The sequence below is a fragment of the Sinorhizobium sp. 8-89 genome (genome assembly GCF_030124325.1).
In the GTDB taxonomy this organism is placed as follows: Bacteria; Pseudomonadota; Alphaproteobacteria; order Rhizobiales; family Rhizobiaceae; genus Sinorhizobium.
Genome location: NZ_JASKLR010000005.1, coordinates 335,214 through 354,771, shown reverse-complemented (window position 1 = coordinate 354,771; position 19,558 = coordinate 335,214). Strand labels below are relative to the sequence as shown.

The 19,558-nt window shown below is 62.0% G+C and carries 20 protein-coding genes; 8 read left to right on the top strand and 12 right to left on the bottom strand.

The window, feature by feature from the left end:
• Positions 1–116: 116 nt before the first annotated feature.
• From QN219_RS13830 to hslV, 8 genes are all read right to left on the bottom strand, one after another.
• Positions 117–2,288, bottom strand: a complete 2,172-nt coding sequence (locus QN219_RS13830) for a malate synthase G (protein ID WP_284000274.1) — start codon at positions 2,286–2,288, stop codon at positions 117–119.
• A gap of 179 nt (positions 2,289–2,467) precedes the next feature.
• Complete coding sequence (locus QN219_RS13825) at positions 2,468–2,593, bottom strand: hypothetical protein (RefSeq protein ID WP_284000273.1); 126 nt, start codon at positions 2,591–2,593, stop codon at positions 2,468–2,470.
• Between the two features lie 207 nt (positions 2,594–2,800).
• Positions 2,801–4,804 (bottom strand): hydantoinase/oxoprolinase family protein, encoded by a 2,004-nt coding sequence (locus tag QN219_RS13820; protein WP_284000272.1) that lies wholly within the window; start codon positions 4,802–4,804, stop codon positions 2,801–2,803.
• A 170-nt stretch (positions 4,805–4,974) separates the two neighbouring features.
• Positions 4,975–6,375: a cytochrome P450 gene (locus QN219_RS13815; protein ID WP_284000270.1), complete on the bottom strand. Its 1,401-nt coding sequence runs from the start codon at positions 6,373–6,375 to the stop codon at positions 4,975–4,977.
• 165 nt (positions 6,376–6,540) lie between these two features.
• Positions 6,541–7,491: a DUF1402 family protein gene (locus QN219_RS13810; RefSeq protein ID WP_284000269.1), complete on the bottom strand. Its 951-nt coding sequence runs from the start codon at positions 7,489–7,491 to the stop codon at positions 6,541–6,543.
• 246 nt (positions 7,492–7,737) lie between these two features.
• Entirely contained in the window at positions 7,738–9,042 is a 1,305-nt protein-coding gene (gene hslU / locus QN219_RS13805; RefSeq protein ID WP_173508555.1) for an ATP-dependent protease ATPase subunit HslU, read from the bottom strand.
• On the bottom strand, positions 9,039–9,557 hold the full coding sequence (locus QN219_RS13800; RefSeq protein ID WP_269279957.1) for a GNAT family N-acetyltransferase: 519 nt from the start codon (positions 9,555–9,557) through the stop codon (positions 9,039–9,041). The genes hslU and QN219_RS13800 overlap by 4 nt, the downstream gene beginning before the upstream one ends.
• Positions 9,547–10,104, bottom strand: coding sequence for an ATP-dependent protease subunit HslV (hslV, locus tag QN219_RS13795; protein WP_284000268.1), 558 nt, complete (start codon positions 10,102–10,104; stop codon positions 9,547–9,549). The genes QN219_RS13800 and hslV overlap by 11 nt, the downstream gene beginning before the upstream one ends.
• Before the next feature lie 297 nt (positions 10,105–10,401).
• On the opposite strand from hslV, the gene QN219_RS13790 reads away from it, so the two are divergent.
• From QN219_RS13790 to coaA, 8 genes are all read left to right on the top strand, one after another.
• A complete protein-coding gene (locus tag QN219_RS13790; protein ID WP_284000267.1) occupies positions 10,402–10,683 on the top strand; it encodes a hypothetical protein in 282 nt (93 codons plus the stop codon).
• Positions 10,631–11,239, top strand: coding sequence for an imidazoleglycerol-phosphate dehydratase HisB (gene hisB, locus QN219_RS13785; RefSeq protein WP_284000265.1), 609 nt, complete (start codon positions 10,631–10,633; stop codon positions 11,237–11,239). The genes QN219_RS13790 and hisB overlap by 53 nt, the downstream gene beginning before the upstream one ends.
• 26 nt (positions 11,240–11,265) lie before the next feature.
• A complete protein-coding gene (locus tag QN219_RS13780; RefSeq protein WP_284000263.1) occupies positions 11,266–11,742 on the top strand; it encodes a DUF2628 domain-containing protein in 477 nt (158 codons plus the stop codon).
• The gene (hisH, locus tag QN219_RS13775) at positions 11,742–12,392 is read left to right on the top strand and encodes an imidazole glycerol phosphate synthase subunit HisH (RefSeq protein WP_284000261.1); all 651 of its coding nucleotides are present in this window, start codon (positions 11,742–11,744) and stop codon (positions 12,390–12,392) included. Before QN219_RS13780 ends, hisH begins: the two co-directional genes overlap by 1 nt.
• Before the next feature lie 33 nt (positions 12,393–12,425).
• Positions 12,426–13,163 carry a 1-(5-phosphoribosyl)-5-[(5-phosphoribosylamino)methylideneamino]imidazole-4-carboxamide isomerase gene (hisA, locus tag QN219_RS13770; protein WP_284000260.1) on the top strand — a complete coding sequence of 246 codons (738 nt, stop codon included), beginning with the start codon at positions 12,426–12,428 and terminating at the stop codon, positions 13,161–13,163.
• 4 nt (positions 13,164–13,167) lie between these two features.
• The gene (gene hisF / locus QN219_RS13765) at positions 13,168–13,944 is read left to right on the top strand and encodes an imidazole glycerol phosphate synthase subunit HisF (RefSeq protein ID WP_284000259.1); all 777 of its coding nucleotides are present in this window, start codon (positions 13,168–13,170) and stop codon (positions 13,942–13,944) included.
• 94 nt (positions 13,945–14,038) lie between these two features.
• Complete coding sequence (locus QN219_RS13760) at positions 14,039–14,362, top strand: phosphoribosyl-ATP diphosphatase (RefSeq protein WP_284000256.1); 324 nt, start codon at positions 14,039–14,041, stop codon at positions 14,360–14,362.
• Positions 14,359–15,354 (top strand): type I pantothenate kinase, encoded by a 996-nt coding sequence (coaA, locus tag QN219_RS13755; protein WP_284000255.1) that lies wholly within the window; start codon positions 14,359–14,361, stop codon positions 15,352–15,354. The genes QN219_RS13760 and coaA overlap by 4 nt, the downstream gene beginning before the upstream one ends.
• Positions 15,355–15,575: 221 nt before the next feature.
• Here coaA and QN219_RS13750 read toward each other — a convergent pair whose 3' ends face one another.
• From QN219_RS13750 to QN219_RS13735, 4 genes are all read right to left on the bottom strand, one after another.
• On the bottom strand, positions 15,576–16,187 hold the full coding sequence (locus QN219_RS13750) for an alpha-ketoglutarate-dependent dioxygenase AlkB (protein ID WP_284000254.1): 612 nt from the start codon (positions 16,185–16,187) through the stop codon (positions 15,576–15,578).
• Between the two features lie 208 nt (positions 16,188–16,395).
• On the bottom strand, positions 16,396–16,869 hold the full coding sequence (gene lysM, locus QN219_RS13745) for a peptidoglycan-binding protein LysM (RefSeq protein WP_284000253.1): 474 nt from the start codon (positions 16,867–16,869) through the stop codon (positions 16,396–16,398).
• A 102-nt stretch (positions 16,870–16,971) separates the two neighbouring features.
• A complete protein-coding gene (gene arfB, locus QN219_RS13740) occupies positions 16,972–17,406 on the bottom strand; it encodes an alternative ribosome rescue aminoacyl-tRNA hydrolase ArfB (protein ID WP_173508567.1) in 435 nt (144 codons plus the stop codon).
• Between the two features lie 280 nt (positions 17,407–17,686).
• On the bottom strand, positions 17,687–19,297 hold the full coding sequence (locus QN219_RS13735) for a phosphoenolpyruvate carboxykinase (RefSeq protein ID WP_284000252.1): 1,611 nt from the start codon (positions 19,295–19,297) through the stop codon (positions 17,687–17,689).
• Positions 19,298–19,558 lie beyond the last annotated feature (261 nt).

The following is a 19,558-nucleotide window of genomic DNA, read 5'->3' as shown; positions in this document are numbered from 1 at the left end:
CGTTTCACGGGAAACGATAGGCGTAGTGGTATTCGGCTGCCCTCACAGCTCCCTCTCTCCGCGCGGGGAGAAGGTGCCGGCAGGCGGGATGAGGCAAATGCCGGCAGAAATCCGCTTCACACAGCTTCTTTCGCCTTCAACTCCAATCGACGGCGGTGCAGCACCGGTTCGGTATAACCATTCGGCTGCTCGCGCCCCTTGAGCACCAGGTCCAGCGCGGCCTGGAAGGCGACCGATTCGTCGAACCGGCCGGCCATCGGCGTATAGTTCGGATCTCCTGCGTTCTGCTCGTCGACGACGGCCGCCATCCGCTTCATCGTATCGACGATCTGCATCTCGCTCACGATGCCGTGGTGCAGCCAGTTGGCCATGTGCTGCGCGGAGATGCGCAGCGTCGCGCGATCTTCCATCAGGCCGATATTGTTGATGTCGGGGACCTTGGAGCAACCGACACCATGATCGACCCAGCGCACGACATAGCCGAGAATCCCTTGGGCGTTGTTGTCGAGCTCGCGCTGGATTTCGGCCTCCGTCCAGTTCGGCCGCGTCGCCACCGGCACCGAAAGGATATCCGCGAGCTTTGCCCGCGGCCGGCTCTTGAGGTCTGATTGAACCTCGCTGACGTTGACGCGGTGATAGTGGGTCGCATGCAGCGTCGCCGCCGTCGGTGACGGAACCCAGGCGGTGTTCGCGCCCGCTTTCGGATGGGCGATCTTCTGTTCGAGCATCGCCGCCATCAGGTCCGGCATCGCCCACATGCCCTTGCCGATCTGCGCATGGCCGGAAAGCCCGCATTCAAGACCGATATCGACGTTCCAGTTCTCATAAGCCGCGATCCAGGCCGCCTGCTTCATGTCGCCCTTGCGGATCATCGGCCCGGCTTCCATCGAGGTGTGGATCTCGTCGCCCGTCCGGTCGAGGAAGCCGGTGTTGATGAAGACGACGCGCTCGCGGGCGGCGCGGATGCATTCCTTGAGGTTGACCGTGGTGCGCCGCTCCTCATCCATGATGCCCATTTTCATGGTGTTTACCGGCATTCCGAGGGCCGCCTCGACGCGCGCGAAGATTTCGCAGGCAAAGGCGACCTCTTCCGGCCCGTGCATCTTCGGCTTGACGACATACATCGAACCCGCACGCGAGTTCGCCCGGCGGCCGTTGGGTCCGATGTCGTGGAGCGCTATCAGGGCCGTGACCATAGCGTCCATGATGCCCTCCGGCACCTCGCCCTCGTCGCGGTCGAGGATCGCCGGGTTGGTCATCAGGTGGCCGACATTGCGGACCAGCATCAGCGAGCGTCCCGGCAGCGTCAGCGTCGCGCCGTTCGGGCTGGTGAAGCGACGATCGGCATTGAGCTTGCGAGTGAAGGTCCTGCCGCCCTTGGTAACCTCCTCCTCGAGGTTGCCCTTCATCAGGCCCAGCCAGTTGCGATAGACGACGACCTTGTCTTCGGCATCGACCGCGGCGACGGAATCCTCGCAATCCATGATCGTGGTGATCGCCGATTCGAGGATGATGTCGGAAATATGGGCCGGATCGTCCTTGCCGATTGGCGTCGTCGCATCGAGGACGACGACGGTATGAAGGTTATTTCGGAAGAGGACGACCTCGGACGGCGCTTCGGCGGGACCGGAATAGCCGGCGAAGCAAGCCGGGTCGGCGAGCGTCGTCTTCATGCCGTCCGCGAGAGTGATCGCAAACGCGGCGCCTTCAACCTTCAATGTCGTCACGTCGCTCCAGCGGCCCTTGGCAAGTGGGGCGCTCGCATCCAGAAGGTCCCGGGCCCAGGCGATGACCTTGGCGCCGCGCTTCGGATTGTACCCCTTGCCGCGCTCCGCGCCGTCGGCATCAGGGATTGCATCCGTGCCATAAAGTGCATCGTAGAGCGAACCCCAGCGGGCGTTGGCGGCATTCAGCGCATAGCGCGCATTCATCACGGGAACGACGAGCTGCGGTCCGGCGATCGTCGCGATCTCGGGATCCACATTCGCGGTCGAGACCGAAAAATCCGCTCCTTCCGGCAGGAGGTAGCCAATTTGCCGGAGAAAGGTCTCGTAAGCGTCGAGATCAACGGGGGCGCCGTTTTCGCGATACCAGGCGTCGAGCTGCTCCTGCATATCGTCGCGCTTGGCGAGAAGCGCGCGGTTCTTCGGGGCAAGGTCGTGAACGAGTTCCGACAGGGCGGAAAAGAACCGTTCCGTGTCGATGCCGGTCCCCGGCATTGCCTCGTCAATCAGGAAATCATGAAGACCGGCATCGATTTTCAAACCATACTTCTCAATGCGGCCCATGCGGCAACTCCTGCGAATATCTCGACCTTACAGCGCCGCGCGTGTAACCAGACGCGCAAAGCTCGCTGTAGAATTTTGAATTCCGCATGATTTTGTCCTTAGAATTCCGGTCTAAGGAATCATGCAGTAGATCACGATACGCCAGGATTGAACCAATCCAAGCCCATCGCTTCGATTATCTAGATCACCGTTTCGTCGAAACAGTGATCCGGCTTCTTGAATTGAGGCAATTCCGGACGGAAACCGTTACGCGCTTTTCCTGGAATCGCTTGAACAACAAGAGCGGGATGCATCTGGAAAAGCATTCCTACCCTTCCTCATCCCGCTCGTGGCAATGGCAGTTTCTCATCAATTCTTTCACTGTCAATTCCGCAAGGATGCGAAGAATTGTTTCCAAACTGGAAAAAATCAGATGGGGAAAGTGCGCGTGGTTTTCCGCGCATCCGCCTGTCGGCTTGTAGAATCGATCACGTTTGTGATGTTGATTCGATTCGACCCAAAATCATCGTGATCTAGTGATGCGCGATACGCGGCCTGCCGCTCGCCGAAGCGGTGAACCGGGCCTCGATCAGCTTGCGTCCGCCCTCGATCTCCGGCGCGTCGATCTCCTCCCACATCGTCGCCGCCGGCTCTTCGGCGCCGTTCGCGCGCGCGGTTTCGAGCGCCATGGTTTGTGCGCGGCGCCGGGCGACACCGAAAGCCTGTTCCTGATCGATGAAGCGTTCGCTTGCGCCGGCGCCGTTGACGATGAAGATGCCCTCCTCGGGCGTCGTCACGAACACGGTGACCGAGGCCCGCACCTGCCCCACGACCGCGCCCACCGCATTCGCCACGCCGGCCTCGGCCGGGATCGCGGCATCGGTGCCCAGCATGTCTGCGATAGCCGGATAGTAGACGGGCGCCGACGCTCCCAGACCGACGAGAGGCCGGTCGAGGCCGATCGAAAAGCGGACGATACCGGGTTCGCGCTTCAGCGCGCGATCGACGGCCACCGATGCCGCCGGATCAATGGAGCCTGCGCCGTCCTCACCGAGGCAGGCCTGCAGGATCGCTTCCGAGGATTGGCGCGTCAACCGGTCGACGATCATCTCAGCCAGCTTTTCGGCGGATGCGGCGATCGGCTGGCCGGAACCATCCTTCATCCGCGCTGCGAGCTCGAGGCCTAGGCGTGCCGCCGCCGCATTCCATTGCGCCTGTCTGCCAAGCACATGCATCGCATCGGAAGGCGTGACGCCGCAGATGTGCACCAGTCCGCGCGCGACGAGGCGGTCGAGCGTCGCCTTCTGCGGCGTGCTGACAAGCAGGTCGGCGAGCGCCAACGGTATCATGCCGATGCGATCGTAAAGCGCCTGCTCCTGGGGTTGAAGGCCACTTGCAAGATGATCGGGCAGACCGGTCCGCACGGCGAGGCGGCCATCGTGCCGTCCCGCATGCGTCGCGCGCAACTGCCTGTCGAGAACCGACAGCACGGCATCGCCGTGCAATGCCGCCGCGAGGCTCAGCGGCAGAAACCGGCGCGGACCGAGATCGATCCTTGCCTTGAGACCTCGATCGTTGATGCGTACTTCCGAATCGCCGCCGAGCCCGTAGGTGCGCATGGCGACCGCCTCGACCATGGTGCGAAAGCCGCCGACGACGGCGCCTTCCGCGTCAAGCCTCGGACGGCCCTTTTCCAGTACGGCGACGTCCGTCGTCGTGCCGCCAATATCCGAGACGACCGCGTTTTCGAGACCGGTCAGATGCCGCGCGCCGACTAGGCTTGCGGCCGGCCCGGAGAGAATCGTCTCGATCGGCCTCAGCCGCGCTTCGGCTGCGGAGATCAACGCGCCATCGCCGCGCACCACCATCATCGGCACATGAATGCCGCGGCGCTTGAGGAAATCCTCGCAGGAGCCGATCAGCCGGTCGATCATCGAAACGAGCCGGGCGTTGAGAAGCGTCGTCAGCGCGCGGCGCGGGCCGCCGAGCTTCGACGAAAGCTCATGGCTGCAAGTTACCGGCAGGTGCGAAATCTCGCGGATCCGTTCGCGCACGCGCTTTTCGTGCGCTGGGTTGCGCACGGCGAAATAGCCGGCAATGGCGAAGGACGATACCTGGCTCGCCAGCGTCGGCAGCGCCTCGTCGAGCGCGCTCATATCGAGCGGCGTCTCGCCACCATGGACGTTATGACCGCCGGGCAGGAAAAGGACGGGATCCGAGCCCAAAGCTTCGAGCAGGCCGTCGCGCTTGAGATCCTCCGGCCCGAAGCCGATCATCACCAGACCCGCTCTGCCACCCTGCCCCTCGACCAGCGCGTTTGTAGCAAGCGTGGTCGAAAGCGAGACGAGGCTGATCGCCGTCGCCGGAACCTTCGCCCTTTCCAGGACCGCTTCCACCGCGCCGGCGATGCCGACCGCAAGGTCGTGCCGCGTCGTCAGCGCCTTGGCCTTCGCGACGACACCCGCCGCTTCGCTGAAGAGAACGGCGTCGGTATAGGTTCCGCCGGTGTCGATGCCGAGAAGAAGATGCGCGGTCAATTTCTGCTCAGTCCAGTGTTGATAATCGGGAGGAGTCCCGAACGCGGAAGAATCGTCCGGTGATAAGGCATATTTCCGGGAAAGACCATCGCGTGATAGCGACGTTTGCGCGTCTGATCAGAGCGGGCTCGATCCGATACTCCCTCTGCACTGCCGGGCAGCGTGGAATGCTATCTCGCCCGCATCGACACCTTCATCGGCAGACCGCCCCTCGGCTGCGTCGTCAGTCTTTGTACGGGCCAGGGGTGCGTCTCCTCAGTCAGATCGAAGCGGAAGCGGTGCATGAGCACGCCCAGCGCGATGACCGCCTCCTGCAGGGCGAAGGTCGCGCCGATGCAGACGCGTGGGCCCGCGCCGAAGGGCAGATACTGGAACCGGTTGATCTTCTCCCGGTCTTCCGGGAGGAAACGCTCCGGCATGAAGGCGCGCGGCTTCTGCCAGTAAAGCGCATGGCGATGCAGTGTCCACGGCATGATCAGCACCGATATGCCCTTGCGGATCGGCACGCGCTCGCCTTCCGGCGACGTCCATTCGTCCTCCTCGATCGCCGCACGATTGATCGACGGCGCCGGCGGATAGAGCCTCAGCGCCTCCTCGAAGGCGGCAAGCACGTGCGGCATGCGCCCGAGCCAATCGACCGGCTCGGCGCCGGTCGCCAAGACACCGTCGATCTCGTGCTCCATCGTCTCGCGATAGGCCGGCGTGTTGGCGATGCAGTAGAGGCACCAGGCAAGCGCCCGTGCCGTCGTCTCGTGGCCGGCGCCGATGAAGGTCAGGATGTTGTCCTCGATCTCAGAGGTCGAAAGCCCCTCCGGCCCTTCGAGCTGCAGCAACAGCGTGAGGAAATCGTTCGGGACGCTGCCCGGCTCCTCCGCCATGCGCCGCCGGCGCTGTGCCATCGTTTCGGAGACAACGCCGCGAAAGCGGTCGAGCACCTTCCGGCCGCCGATTCGGGTCAGTCGCGGCACCCAGCTTGGCGCCACGAGCAGGTCCATCGGATCGACGCGGCCCATGCGCTGCAGCAGTTCCTCGACATTGGCGGCGAAGCCCTGCTTTCCGACGGCGATTTCCCCCGAGAAGAGCGTCTCCGCCAGGATCTCGAAGGTGAGTTCCGTCATGTCGACGGCGATATTGGTGACGAAGGGCTCGGAAGCGGCGCGCGCATAGCGTTGGGCGAATTCGTCGGAGACGCGGAGCATCTGGCCGGCGAAGCCCTTCGCGTGCCGGGGCGTGAACACCGGCGCCATGGCCTTGCGCGACCGCTTCCAGACCTCCCCTTCCGCCGTCAGCAGGCCGTCGCGCAGGATCGGGCGCAGGATCAGCCGCCGGACGTTCGACATTTCGTAGTTGCCGGCGTTCTCGACGAGAATGTAGCGGATGAGCCCGGGATCGTTGACGATGAGCGTGCGTTGGTTGATGAACTTCGTCTCGATCCAAGGCAGCGTATAGGAGGGCTCGCCCCAGAGTTCGAGCGGGTTGCGGAGCACGGTGCGAATGATCTGCAGCCGCGTCGGAATGCCGGTGCGCGGCACCGGCGCGGGCGGCTCGAAAGGTTCCGGTCGCGTGTCCATGATGGAGTGCCTTTCTCGATCGTCTACCGTTTCAATTATATACGGCGCAATCAAGGAAGATGCTTCACGTGAATCACGGAAGAACCGAAAGATACGGGCGGAAACCGGCGATCCGGGTCAGGAAACGCAATTCCGGAAACCCGCGCGCACTTTCCTCATCCCGTCCTAGAGCAGGCTTTCCAGCTCGGCAAGCTTATCGTTGACGAGCCAACCGTAATAGTTCTCCTCCGGCCAATGAACTTCGCCAACCTGGTTTTTCGCCGCAAGCACTGCGGCGCGCTGATCCGGATTGCCGACGTTGTAGAGCGTCGCCGTCAGACCCGGATTGTCGGAGATGTCCATGCCGGCTATCGAGCGATAGGCATCGATCGAATGACGGATCGAGGCCGCCATATAGGCGAGCGAAACGTCCGGATCCATGATTGCCTCATAGACAGCGGCGGCGTTGTTCTCGTCCAGGCGCTCATAACCCGAAACGCGCGAAACCATGTCCGTCAGCATCAGCGCCGTCAACGGATTGATCTGACCAAGACCGAACGTCTGGCCGGCGAAAAAGGGCTGGAAGAAGACGGCGCTGAAACGGTTGTCGGGGAAGGATTGCCCCCCGACCGAACGGCCGCGGAACTCGCTGTCCCAGACACGCTCACGGCAGCTCCACAGCGCATAGGAGCCGTTCTTGCCGGTGCAGGCGGCAAATTGCGGACGGGCGACGAACTCGGCGACGCTTTCACCGTCATGGCCGAATTGAAAGCTGTTGCCGGCATAGGCGGCCGCCTTGACATAGTAGGATTGCAGCCGGTCGTAGGCATCGACATTGTAGGTGTGTTCGCCGACGATGGCGCCCACCATATGGATCGGCGCGATGCCGTAGGCGCTGGCGACCGATTTTATTTTGCCGACGAGCTGCCGGTCGCTGGCAAGCAGATCACGCACCTTCTCGTATTTCGCGTCGAAGGAGGTCCGGCCCGCCTTGGTGCGCCGAACCGAGGCGCCCGGTATCTTCGGCTGCTCGATGTGACGGTTGCCCTCGGGAACCACGGTGATTCCCGTTGCTGTTCCCGGGCCGGCAGAGAGGCAAAGCGTGGCTATGACGAGAAAGCAAGCAGTGAGACGCACGATCTGTTCTTCCTATGAAACTCCGGAGCCCTGTCATTCGAGCGCGCGGCCCCTACGGCAAGATCATGTCGGAATGATGCCCGGCCTTTGATCGATTGCCGATCGCTGTAGAAAAAATGAAGGCGCCTGTCGAGTGACAGGCGCCTCACAATTCGGCGATTGCCGGAGTTTGCAGCGCTCCAGCCCCTACCACCGCATGTTTTCCTTAAATCGGAACCGACTAAGGACAAACGCGCGGCGCCGTAGTCACAGAATATAACGTGACAGGTCCGTATTGGCGGCGAGATCGCCGACGTGCTTGCGGACATATTCCGCATCGATCATCACGGTCTGGCCGCCGCGGTCCGGCGCATTGAAGGAGACGTCGTCGAGGACACGCTCCATCACCGTCTGCAGGCGGCGCGCCCCGATATTCTCGACGTTGGCGTTGAGCTGGACGGCTACCTCGGCAAGAGCGTCGATCGCGTCCTCGGTGAAATCGAGCTTCACCTCCTCTGTTTCGAGAAGCGCCTTGTACTGACGTATCAGGCTCGCCTCCGTCTCCGTCAGGATACGGCGGAAGTCCTCTTTGGTCAGCGCGCGCAGCTCGACGCGGATCGGCAAGCGCCCCTGCAGCTCCGGCAGCAGGTCCGATGGCTTGGAGACATGGAATGCGCCGGAGGCGATGAAGAGGATGTGATCCGTCTTCACCGGCCCGTATTTCGTCGCGACCGTCGTGCCTTCGACCAGAGGCAGCAGGTCTCTCTGGACACCTTCGCGCGATACGCCCGCGCCCATGCCGCCATCGCGGGCGGCGATCTTGTCGATCTCGTCGAGGAAGACGATGCCGTCGTTCTCGGCAGCCGAGACCGCTTCGCGCTGGATCTGCTCGGTGTCGAGCAGCTTGTCGGATTCGTCGTTGATCAGGAGCTCATAGGAAGACTTGACGGTCGTCTTGACTTTTTTGGTCCTGCCGCCGAGCGCCTTACCGAACATTTCGGAGAGATTGAGCACACCGATATTGGCGCCCGGCATGCCCGGAATCTCGAAGCCCCCCGGCGCGCCCGTCTCGGCGATATCGATCTCGATCTCCTTGTCGTCGAGCTCATTGGCCCTGAGCTTCTTACGGAAGGAATCGCGCGTCGCCGGCGAGGAGGTCGCACCGACCAGTGCGTCAAGCACCCGTTCTTCGGCATTCTGGTGCGCTTTCGCCTTGACGTCGGCACGTTTCTTCTCGCGCACCAGGCCGATCCCGACCTCGACGAGGTCACGCACGATCTGCTCCACGTCGCGACCGACATAGCCGACTTCGGTGAACTTGGTCGCCTCGACTTTGACGAAGGGAGCGCCGGCGAGTTTCGCCAGCCGCCGGGAGATTTCCGTCTTGCCGACGCCGGTCGGGCCGATCATCAGGATATTCTTGGGCATGACCTCGTCACGCAGTTCGTCGTCTAGCTGCTGACGCCGCCAGCGGTTGCGCAAGGCAATGGCCACGGCGCGTTTCGCGTCCTTCTGGCCGATGATGTAACGGTCGAGTTCCGACACGATTTCCCTGGGTGAAAAGTTGGTCATGAATTCCTCTCAAACTCCGTGCGCGTCAGCTCCATCAGGAGTGTCCGGCCGGACTCGTCTATCCATTCGCCAAAAGGCACGAAGCCTGCCTTCGAATAGGCCCGGACCGCGCGGCGGTTGCCGGCGTCCGGGTCGATCACGATACGCGCGGCGCCGTTTTCGAACAGCCTTCCGGCAAACGCCTTGAGTGCCAAGGCAGCGATACCTTTTCCAGTCATTTCCGGCGGGCCGACGAAGATGTCCACTCCGGGCGTATCGGACGGCAGGTCCTTCGCCCAGGGCTCGTCATATTGCGACGGCGTCCAGGATTGGATGTAGCCGGCGGGCTCTCCGTCGACATGAAAAATGAAGCCTTCCACTTCGCCGCTCGCGCAGCCGTCGCGGATCGATTCCAGCTCCTTGTCCGGGTCACCCCACCACTGCCGCACATGGGGCTCGGAAAGCCAGCCACGCAGCATCGACAGGTGGTTGTCAGCCACCGACAGGAAACTGACATCGACCCCGTCAGTCCGCATCCAGCGTCTCCACCACGACATTATGGTTGGTGTAGACGCAGATATCGCCCGCGATTTCGAGCGCGCGCCGAGCGATCTCTTCCGCCGACTTGTCGCTTTCCATCAAGGCGCGTGCGGCCGCGAAGGCATAGTTTCCGCCCGAACCGATGGCGATCGTGCCGTGTTCGGGTTCGAGCACGTCGCCATTGCCTGTGATGGCCAGCGTGACGGACTTGTCGGCGACGAGCATCATCGCCTCGAGATTGCGCAGATATTTGTTCGTGCGCCAGTCCTTGGCGAGTTCGACGGCGGCGCGCATGAGCTGGTCGGGATATTGCTCGAGCTTGGCCTCAAGCCGTTCAAGCAGCGTGAAGGCATCCGCCGTTGCACCGGCGAAGCCAGCGATCACGTCGCCCTTCGACAGCCGCCGGACCTTGCGAGCGTTGCCCTTCATGACCGTCTGGCCGAGGCTGACCTGACCGTCGCCCGCCATCACCACCTTGCCACCTTTTCTCACCGTGATGATGGTGGTCGCATGCATCGTTCCGTAGGGATTGTGTTCATTCATGAGGATACCTATTACCCCAAGAACTGGGGCGTTGCGGCTCCGCTGCATGACTCCTCAAATCGGAATGATTCAAGGGCGAAATCATGCGGCGCCCTACAGCGCCGTACGTCCTTTCAGATGCACAAAGGTCGCTGTGGCACTTTGGATTGCTGCATATTTTCATCCTTAAATCGGCTCCGATTTAAGGAACATGCAGCAGAGTGCTACAGAGATCTTTGCGCGTCCAGTTGGATGCGAGGCGCTGTAGGCGAGCCTGGTTGCTTGAGGCCTATGTAAGTGCACGCCGCGCGATTGCAAATGTCCATCCGTCTTCTTGCGATTTTCCGTTCTGACGCCTGCGGCTCGGTCAAATTTCCGTCGCAGTTCTGGATATTTCGCGCCTCCCCTGATATGGAGCGGCTCTGGAACGGCGTGGGGAAAAGCATGAAGCGGTTTTCCTCGCGCATTCAGTTCCAGTTTTGTATCGATGCCTCTGATCTGGGTCGTTTCAGTACCAACCCGGGTCGAGCGCATACAGGAGAGCCTGATGGCAGAAAGCATGCCCAGCCGCACCGGCCAAGTTTCCCGAAAGACGAATGAAACCGCCGTGTCCGTCTCCGTCAATGTCGACGGGACGGGAACGTCGAAGATTGCGACTGGCGTCGGCTTCTTCGATCATATGCTGGACCAGCTTTCGCGCCATTCGCTGATCGACATGGAGATCAAGGCGGACGGCGACCTGCATATCGACGACCATCACACGGTCGAGGACACCGGCATTGCGCTCGGCCAGGCGCTTGCCAAGGCGCTCGGCGATCGCCGCGGCATCACCCGCTATGCCTCGATCGATCTTGCGATGGACGAAACCATGACGCGCGCCGCGGTCGACGTCTCGGGGCGGCCCTTTCTCGTCTGGAACGTGACCTTCTCGTCGCCGAAGATCGGCAGCTTCGACACGGAGCTTGTGCGTGAATTCTTCCAGGCGCTGGCCCAGCACGCCGGCATCACGCTGCATATCCAGAACATCTACGGCGCCAACAACCATCATATCGCCGAGACCTGTTTCAAGTCCGTCGCCCGTGTGCTTCGCACCGCAACCGAAATCGACCCGCGCCAGGCTGGGCGCGTCCCCTCGACCAAGGGAACGCTCGCCTGAGCCGGCCAATATCCCGGCTGATAACCATGGCTTCCTATCTGATCATGACCCCGCCCGGCGCACCGGCCACTGACGAAAGGGCGCGGTTCATTGCGGACGGTTTTTCCTGGCCCGCCTTTTTCTTTCCCGCGCTCTGGCTGCTGAGCAAGCACGCATGGCTTCTTGGAATCCTGGTTGCCGTTCTGCAAATTCTGTTAATCATCTCATCCAGCGTTCCCGGCGCCTTTACCGCCTCGCTCATCATGCAGCTCGCGCTCAGCCTGCTGGTCTCGCTCGAAGGCCCGCTTCTGGTGGCGCGAAATCTCGGGAAAAGGGATTGGACGCTTCGTTCCATTGTTCCGGCGCGCGACCTGGAGACGGCTGAAGAGATCTATTTTTCCAATATATCGGCGACGACGCATCGCGGTACCGCAACTGCGTTGCCATCGAGCAAGCGACCTGCAGCGAAGCAGGGCGAAAACACTGCAGGCCTCGGCCTCTTTGAACCCTATGGAGAGCGCTGATGCGGGTCGCCATCATCGACTATGGATCGGGCAATCTGCGCTCGGCCACGAAGGCCTTCGAACGGGCAGCGCGTGAAGCCAGCATCGCCGCGGAGATCGATCTCACCGACAAGCCGGAACGGGTGGCGTCCGCCGACCGCATCGTTCTGCCTGGCGTCGGCGCCTACGCCGATTGCCGCCGCGGCTTGGCCAGCGTCGCCGGCATGGAGGACGCCCTGAAGCAGGCCGTCGAGAAAGACGGGCGGCCGTTTCTCGGGATCTGCGTCGGCATGCAGCTCATGTCCTCGCGCGGGCTCGAGAAGACGATCACCGAGGGCTTCGACTGGATTTCGGGCGATGTCAAGGAAATGACGCCGGCCGATCCGTCGCTGAAGATTCCCCAGATCGGCTGGAACACGCTCAGGCTCAACCGGCCGCATGCGCTCTTCGAGGGGATCGCGACGGGCGAACGCGGCCTGCATGCCTACTTCGTGCATTCCTATCACCTCGCCGCCGAGAACTCCGAGGACGTGATCGCGGAGGCAGACTACGGCGGGCCGGTGACCGCTTTCGTCGCACGCGACAACAAGGCGGGCTCGCAGTTTCACCCGGAAAAGAGCCAGACCCTCGGCCTCGCTCTCATTTCGAATTTCCTGCGTTGGAAGCCTTGAGCTGCCGGCATTCTTTCTTGATCGGATCAACACATGATTCTCTTCCCCGCGATCGACCTCAAGGATGGACAATGCGTACGCCTGAAGCTCGGCGACATGGAACAGGCGACCGTCTACAATCCCGATCCCGCCGCCCAGGCGCGCGCCTTCGAGGAGCAGGGCTTCGAATGGCTGCATGTCGTCGACTTGAACGGCGCCTTTGCCGGTGAGACGGTGAACGGCGCGGCGGTCGACGCCATTCTCAAGGCGACCCGGAACCCGGTGCAGCTCGGCGGCGGCATTCGCACGCTGGCGCACATCGAAAACTGGCTTTCGCGCGGGCTCTCGCGTGTCATTCTCGGCACGGTGGCCGTGCGCGACCCGGCACTCGTCATCGAAGCCTGCCACAAATTCCCCGGCAGGGTCGCCGTCGGCATCGATGCCAAGGGCGGCAAGGTGGCCGTCGAAGGCTGGGCCGAGGCCTCCGAACTCGGCGTCATCGAGCTTGCGAAGAAGTTCGAGGGTGCTGGTGTCGCGGCGATCATCTATACGGATATCGACCGTGACGGCATCCTGACAGGCATCAACTGGGCGTCGACGCTGGAGCTTGCCGACGCGGTATCGATCCCGGTGATCGCCTCGGGCGGCCTTGCCTCGATGGACGATATTCACCGCATGCTTGCGCCGGACGCGCGCAAGCTCGAGGGCGCGATTTCCGGTCGCGCGCTTTACGATGGTCGCATCGACCCGCAGGAAGCGCTGGCATTGATCCGCGCAGCGAGAAAGGGATGATCCGATGACCTTGAAAGCCCGCGTGATACCCTGCCTCGACGTCAAGGACGGACGCGTCGTCAAGGGCGTCAATTTCGTCGACCTCATCGATGCCGGCGATCCTGTGGAGGCGGCGAGAGCCTACGACGCAGCCGGTGCCGACGAGCTCTGCTTCCTCGACATCACCGCGTCCTCGGACAACCGCGAGACGATCTTCGACGTCGTCGCCCGCACAGCAGAGCAATGCTTCATGCCTCTGACCGTCGGCGGCGGCGTGCGACAGGTTTCCGACATCCGCAAACTGCTGCTGGCCGGCGCCGACAAGGTGTCGATCAACACGGCGGCGGTGAAGAATCCGGATTTCGTGGCGGAAGCCGCCGACAAGTTCGGCAACCAGTGCATCGTCGTTGCGATCGACGCCAAGAAGGTCTCGATGCAAGGCGAGGCGAACCGCTGGGAGATTTTCACGCACGGCGGCCGCGAGAGGACAGGCATAGACGCGGTCGAATTCGCACGAAAGGTCGTCGATCTCGGAGCCGGCGAAATCCTGTTGACGTCCATGGATCGCGACGGCACGAAAAGCGGCTACGATATTGCGCTGACGCGGGCAATTGCCGATGCCGTGCGGGCACCCGTTATCGCGTCGGGCGGGGTCGGGACGCTCGATCACATGGTGGAAGGTGTGCGCGACGGTCACGCGACGGCGGTCCTCGCCGCATCGATCTTCCATTTCGGCACCTACAGCATCGGCGAGGCGAAGCGCTACATGGCCGAGCACGGCATCGCCATGCGGCTCGATTAAGCGTGTGGACAGTCAAAGTGGACACACGGAACGACGGCGGCGATTGCCACCGCCAACAAGGGTCGCAGCCATTTAAGACCCAAGGGAAAGCACCATGAGCGAGTTCACCCTCTCCGACCTTGAAACGATCGTGGCGACCCGCGCCAAGGCAGCCCCGGAAGACTCCTGGACGGCCAAGCTTGTCGCAGCCGGTCAACGCAAGGCGGCCAAGAAGCTCGGCGAAGAGGCGGTTGAAACCGTCGTCGCGGCAATCAGCGAAGACCGCAAGAATCTGGTCGATGAGAGTGCCGACCTCCTTTATCATCTTATGGTCGTATTGAACATCGCAGCCATCCCGTTGCAGGATGTGATGGACGAACTTGCCAGGCGGACCAGCCAGTCCGGCCTGCAGGAGAAGGCAAACCGGCAAAATCCATGACTATCGCCGCGAAAGACATCGACGCCGCAGATATTCCGGGCAACCTCCAGGGCGGAGACTATTCGCCCTACCACGTGTTCTCGGCCGAGGAATGGTCGCGTTTTCGTGCCGACACGCCGTTGACGCTGACGGCCGATGAGGTGCAACGCCTGCGCTCGCTCAACGACCCGGTCGATCTCGGCGAGGTACGCCGGATCTATCTGTCGCTGTCGCGGCTGCTGTCGGCCCATGTCGAGGCCTCGCAGATCCTGTTCCAGCAACGCAAGCGGTTCCTGAGCATGTCCGACGAAACGAAGACACCCTTCGTCATCGGCATCGCCGGTTCGGTCGCCGTGGGCAAGTCCACGACGGCGCGCATTCTCGCCGAACTTTTGGCGCGCTGGCCCTCGAGCCCGAAGGTCGACCTGATCACCACCGACGGCTTTCTCTACCCGAACGCCATCCTGCAGCGGGAAAACATGATGGATCGCAAGGGTTTTCCAGAGAGCTACGACATTGGCGCACTCCTGCGCTTCCTCTCGGCGATCAAGGCGGGCCAGCCGAATGTCAAGGCGCCTACCTATTCGCATTTGACCTATGACGTCATCCCGGACCGGTTCCAGACCATCGACCGGCCGGACATCCTGATTTTCGAAGGGATCAACGTGCTGCAGTCGCGCAATCTGCCGGCCGACGGCAAGATCGTGCCGATGGTGTCGGATTTCTTCGATTTCTCGATCTATATCGATGCCGAGGAAAGCCTCATTCACAGCTGGTACGTGAGCCGCTTCATGCGGCTGCGCGAGACGGCCTTCAAGGATCCGCAATCCTTCTTCCATCGCTACGCGACGATCGGCGAGGATGCGGCACGCGCCATCGCCGAAGGACTCTGGCACAACATCAACCTGAAAAACCTGCACCAGAACATCCTGCCGACGCGACCGCGCGCCGATCTGATCCTGCAGAAGGGTCCGAACCACCTCACCCAGACGGTGGCGCTCAGGAAGCTGTGAGCGGAACTTTCACGCGATCCGATAAGACCCCTCCCCATAAGAGAGAGGGCTTCCGATGCCGCGCCCTGCTCCATCCATGTCTCAATGGTTCGGAAGTTCTGACGTTGCCGCACCGGACGGGCGAGGCGCGCAAGCCCCTCCCCTTGAGGAGACGGGTTTTGGCGAAATCGGGATGAACGCAAGCGGCGCTCACGTCGTGCCGGCGTCGGCCTCGCTCCTCTTCAAGGATTGACGCGGCGCAAGGTGAGGTTCAGCCGGCCACCATTCTTCAAGAGCGTCGACGTATTCGGATAGATGCGGTCGACGCCATGGAAGGCGAGCCGCCCTTCGCCGCCGAGCACGACGACGTCGCCGCTCGCAAGCTTGAACGAGACGGTCCGTCCGCCGCGTTCCTTGCCGCCGACACGGAAAAGGCAAGTATCGCCGAGAGAAATCGAAACCACAGCTGTCTCGAGATCCCGTTCGTCCCTGTCCTGATGCAGACCCATGCGCGCGTCTGCGGAATAGAAGTTGACGAGGCAGGCCTCCGGCTGCTTGTCGCTCGCCGACACGGCGCGCCAGATATCGAGCAGTGCCGCCGGCATTGCAGGCCAGGGCTTGCCCGTTACCGGGTGCTCACCTTGGTAGCGATAACCCCGCTCCCGATCGGTGACCCAGCCGAGCGGACCGCAATTGGTCATTCGCACCGACATCGGCTTGCCGGTCTTCGGCATTTCCGGCACGAAGAGCGGCGCCTCGGCTACGACGAGGCGGACAGCCTCGACCAATTCCACCTGGCGGGAGCGGTCGAGGAAGCCCGGAATGTGTCTTATCCCTTTCGGCAGCACCTGCATCGCCCGTATCCCGTGCTTCGCTGCGGCGATCGACGGAGCTCAATTCGCCAAACCCGAAATCGCCAGCGATCCAATGCATGTCGCCCAAACGCGTGCAGTGCGACAACGCCATGCATGAAAAGAAGTAAGGCGTGTTGTGCGAATTCGTCCACGCTCGACGCGCCTTAGTCTTTGCGGGACCTGGTTGCCACCCGAAAATACCGCCCGCTCAGCCGGCGTCCAGATCCGGAATGCGCAGAACCTGTCCGGGATAGATCTTGTCAGGGTCTTTCAGCATCGGCTTGTTCGCTTCGAAGATTACCGTGTGTTTGGCGCCTTTGCCCTTGCCGTACTGCGCCTCGGCAATCTTCCAGAGATTGTCGCCCTTCTTCACGGTGTAGAAGACAGGCGCCTTGGCGGGCGCCGGCGCGGCGCCTCCTTCCGCGACCTTGAGGTCGGATGCCTCGACGGCCGAGACGCCGAGCGTGTTGCCGACGGCCATGACGGCCTTTTCAAACGTCGACTGGTCCTTGACGACGCCCTTCAGAACGACCTTGTCGTCCACGACTTCGACCTGCACGTCTTTCGTGCCGAGGTCATGGGAGGCAAGCTCCTTCTGGACGCTGTCGGCATCCGGCGATGTGTCGTCGCCGCCAATCCCGAGCTTCTTGCCGGCATTCTTGATAAAGCTGAACAAACCCATGGTTGTCTCCTCTTTCTCCATGCCCTCCGATAAGAGAGGGCGACACCGGCAAAAGATCAAGGGAGCGCAAGAAAGATTCGCTTGCGTGTCGCCCCGCAACGCTCACTCGCCGCCCGGCCGGCCGCGAAGCTTCTTGATTTCGGCGCGACCGGATTTTTCCTTCAGCCGCCGCTCGATCGAACTGCGGGTCGGCCTGGTCTTCTTGCGCGGCGGCGGTGGTGGTTCGGCCGCCTTCAGGATCAGCTCCTTCAGCCGCTCCCGGGCATCCTCTCTGTTGCGTTCCTGGCTGCGAAACCGATTTGCCTCGATCATCAGCACGCCGTCCTTGGACACACGGCGGCCCGCGAGCCTCAGTGCATTCGCCTTTACCTGGTCCGGCAGCGACGGCGAGGCCTGAATGTCGAAGAAGAGCTGGACGGCCGTCGATACCTTGTTGACATTCTGTCCGCCCGGTCCGCCGGCCAGCACGAACTGCTCCGTCAATTCCCAGCCGGCAATGACGATGCGGTCGTTTATGTATAGCGGATCGCTGGCCATGTTTGCTCCCTTGACCGCTTCTATTGCACGAGTGCAGCGGGGAGGTGCAAGTGGCTCCCCTGCCCCTCTAACTCATTAGAATCGATCACGTTCATGACTTTGGATTGAAACACTCCAAAATCACTCTGGTACAGGGCAACACCAAGAAAAGAGTGTCCGATTCTCCATTCGTAGTTGCGCATTTTCAAGAAGCCAGAACGAAGCGCTTGAAAACAAACAGGATAAACGCGAAAACCCGGCCTTCGAGGCCGGGTTTCACGTGAATCATAGCCAGCGATCTTTATTCGGCGGCGACCTTCGCTCCCGGAGCCGCGTCGCGCACACTGCCGTCGACATGGTTTTCGAACTTGGCAAAGTTGGCGATGAACATGTCGACCAGGCGGCGCGCCTGCGCGTCATAGGCAACACCGTCCGCCCATGTCGAGCGCGGATCGAGAATACCGTCGTCCACGCCCGGCACCGACACCGGCACTGCAAAGCCGAAGTTCGCGTCGGTGCGGAACGACGCATCGTTGAGCGAGCCGTCGAGTGCCGCCGAAAGCAGCGCGCGCGTCACCCTGATCGGCATGCGGTTTCCGGTGCCGTAGGCGCCGCCGGTCCAGCCGGTATTGACCAGCCAGCAGGTGACGCCGTTCTTGGCAATCAGGTCCTTCAGCAGGTTGCCGTATTCGGACGGATGGCGCGGCATGAACGGAGCGCCGAAGCAGGTCGAGAAGGTCGCTTCCGGCTCGGTCACGCCCTTTTCCGTTCCGGCGACCTTTGCCGTGTACCCGGACAGGAAGTGATACATCGCCTGTTCCGGCGTCAGCCTGGCGATCGGCGGCATGACGCCAAAGGCGTCCGCAGTCAACATGATGACGGTGCGCGGCTGCGGCGCCGTTCCGGTCTCGCTGGCATTCGGAATGAAGTCCAGCGGATAGGCGCAACGGGTGTTTTCCGTCAGCGAATCATCGTCGAAGTCAGGCACCCGACGCTTATCCAGGACGACGTTCTCCATCACGGTGCCGAAGCGCCGGGTCGTCGCGTAGATCTCCGGTTCAGCCGAGGCCGAAAGCCTGATCGCCTTGGCATAGCAGCCGCCTTCGAAATTGAAGACGCCGTCCTCGCCCCACCCGTGCTCGTCGTCGCCGATGAGCGTGCGGGTCGGATCGGCAGAGAGCGTGGTCTTGCCCGTGCCCGACAGGCCAAAGAAGATCGCGGTGTCTCCCGCGGGACCGACATTGGCCGAGCAATGCATCGGCATGACGGCCTTCTTCGGCAGCAGATAGTTGAGCACCGTGAAGACCGACTTCTTCATTTCGCCGCCATAGGACGTACCGCCGATCAGGACGAGACCGTTCGTCAGGTCGCAGGCGATCACCGTCTCGCTGCGGCAGCCGTGACGCTCCGGATTCGCCCTGAAGCTCGGCAGATCGATGATCGTCAGCTTCGGCTCGAAACCTGCCAGCGCTTCGCGCGCCGGGCGGATCAGGAGGTTGCGGATGAACAGCGAATGCCAGGCGAGTTCGGTAATGACGCGCGTCGGCAGAGCATGCGCCGGATCGGCACCACCAACGAGGTCCTGCACGTAGAGCGACTTGCCCTTGGCATGATCAAGCATGTCCTGCCGCAGGCGCTCGAAGTTTTCCGGCGAGATCGCGTTATTGTTGTCCCACCAGATCTGATCAGCGGTCGCCGCGTCGTGGACGACGAACTTGTCCTTGGGGGAGCGGCCCGTGTGCTGGCCGGTCCGTGCGCAGAGGGCGCCATGCGCCGTCACTTGCGCCTCGCCCCGGCGAAGGGCGTCCTCGTAAAGCTCCGCTGCCTCGAGGTTGTAGCGGACGAAAGCCAGGTCCGAAAAGCCGATTGTTTCCAGTCCGTTCGAGGGATTGCGGGTGCCGAGTTGCTCCATGGTCAAGCTTCCTTTGTCATTGGCCATTGGTATTGAATTCTGTCGGAACATACCGGCAAGCTAGATCGAAGACAAGATATCGATTCCTAAAACAATAATGATATCAGTATATTAATCGATTTAAAGAAAAATATGCATTTTTTAATCGGTTGAATCTCCCTTTGCCAAGTCACATTTAACGGCTGCCCGCTCGACGATTAGCCGCGGGCCTTTTGTGCTTCGCCACAATTTGTTCCACGTTTATACTCAAGTAACGCCGGT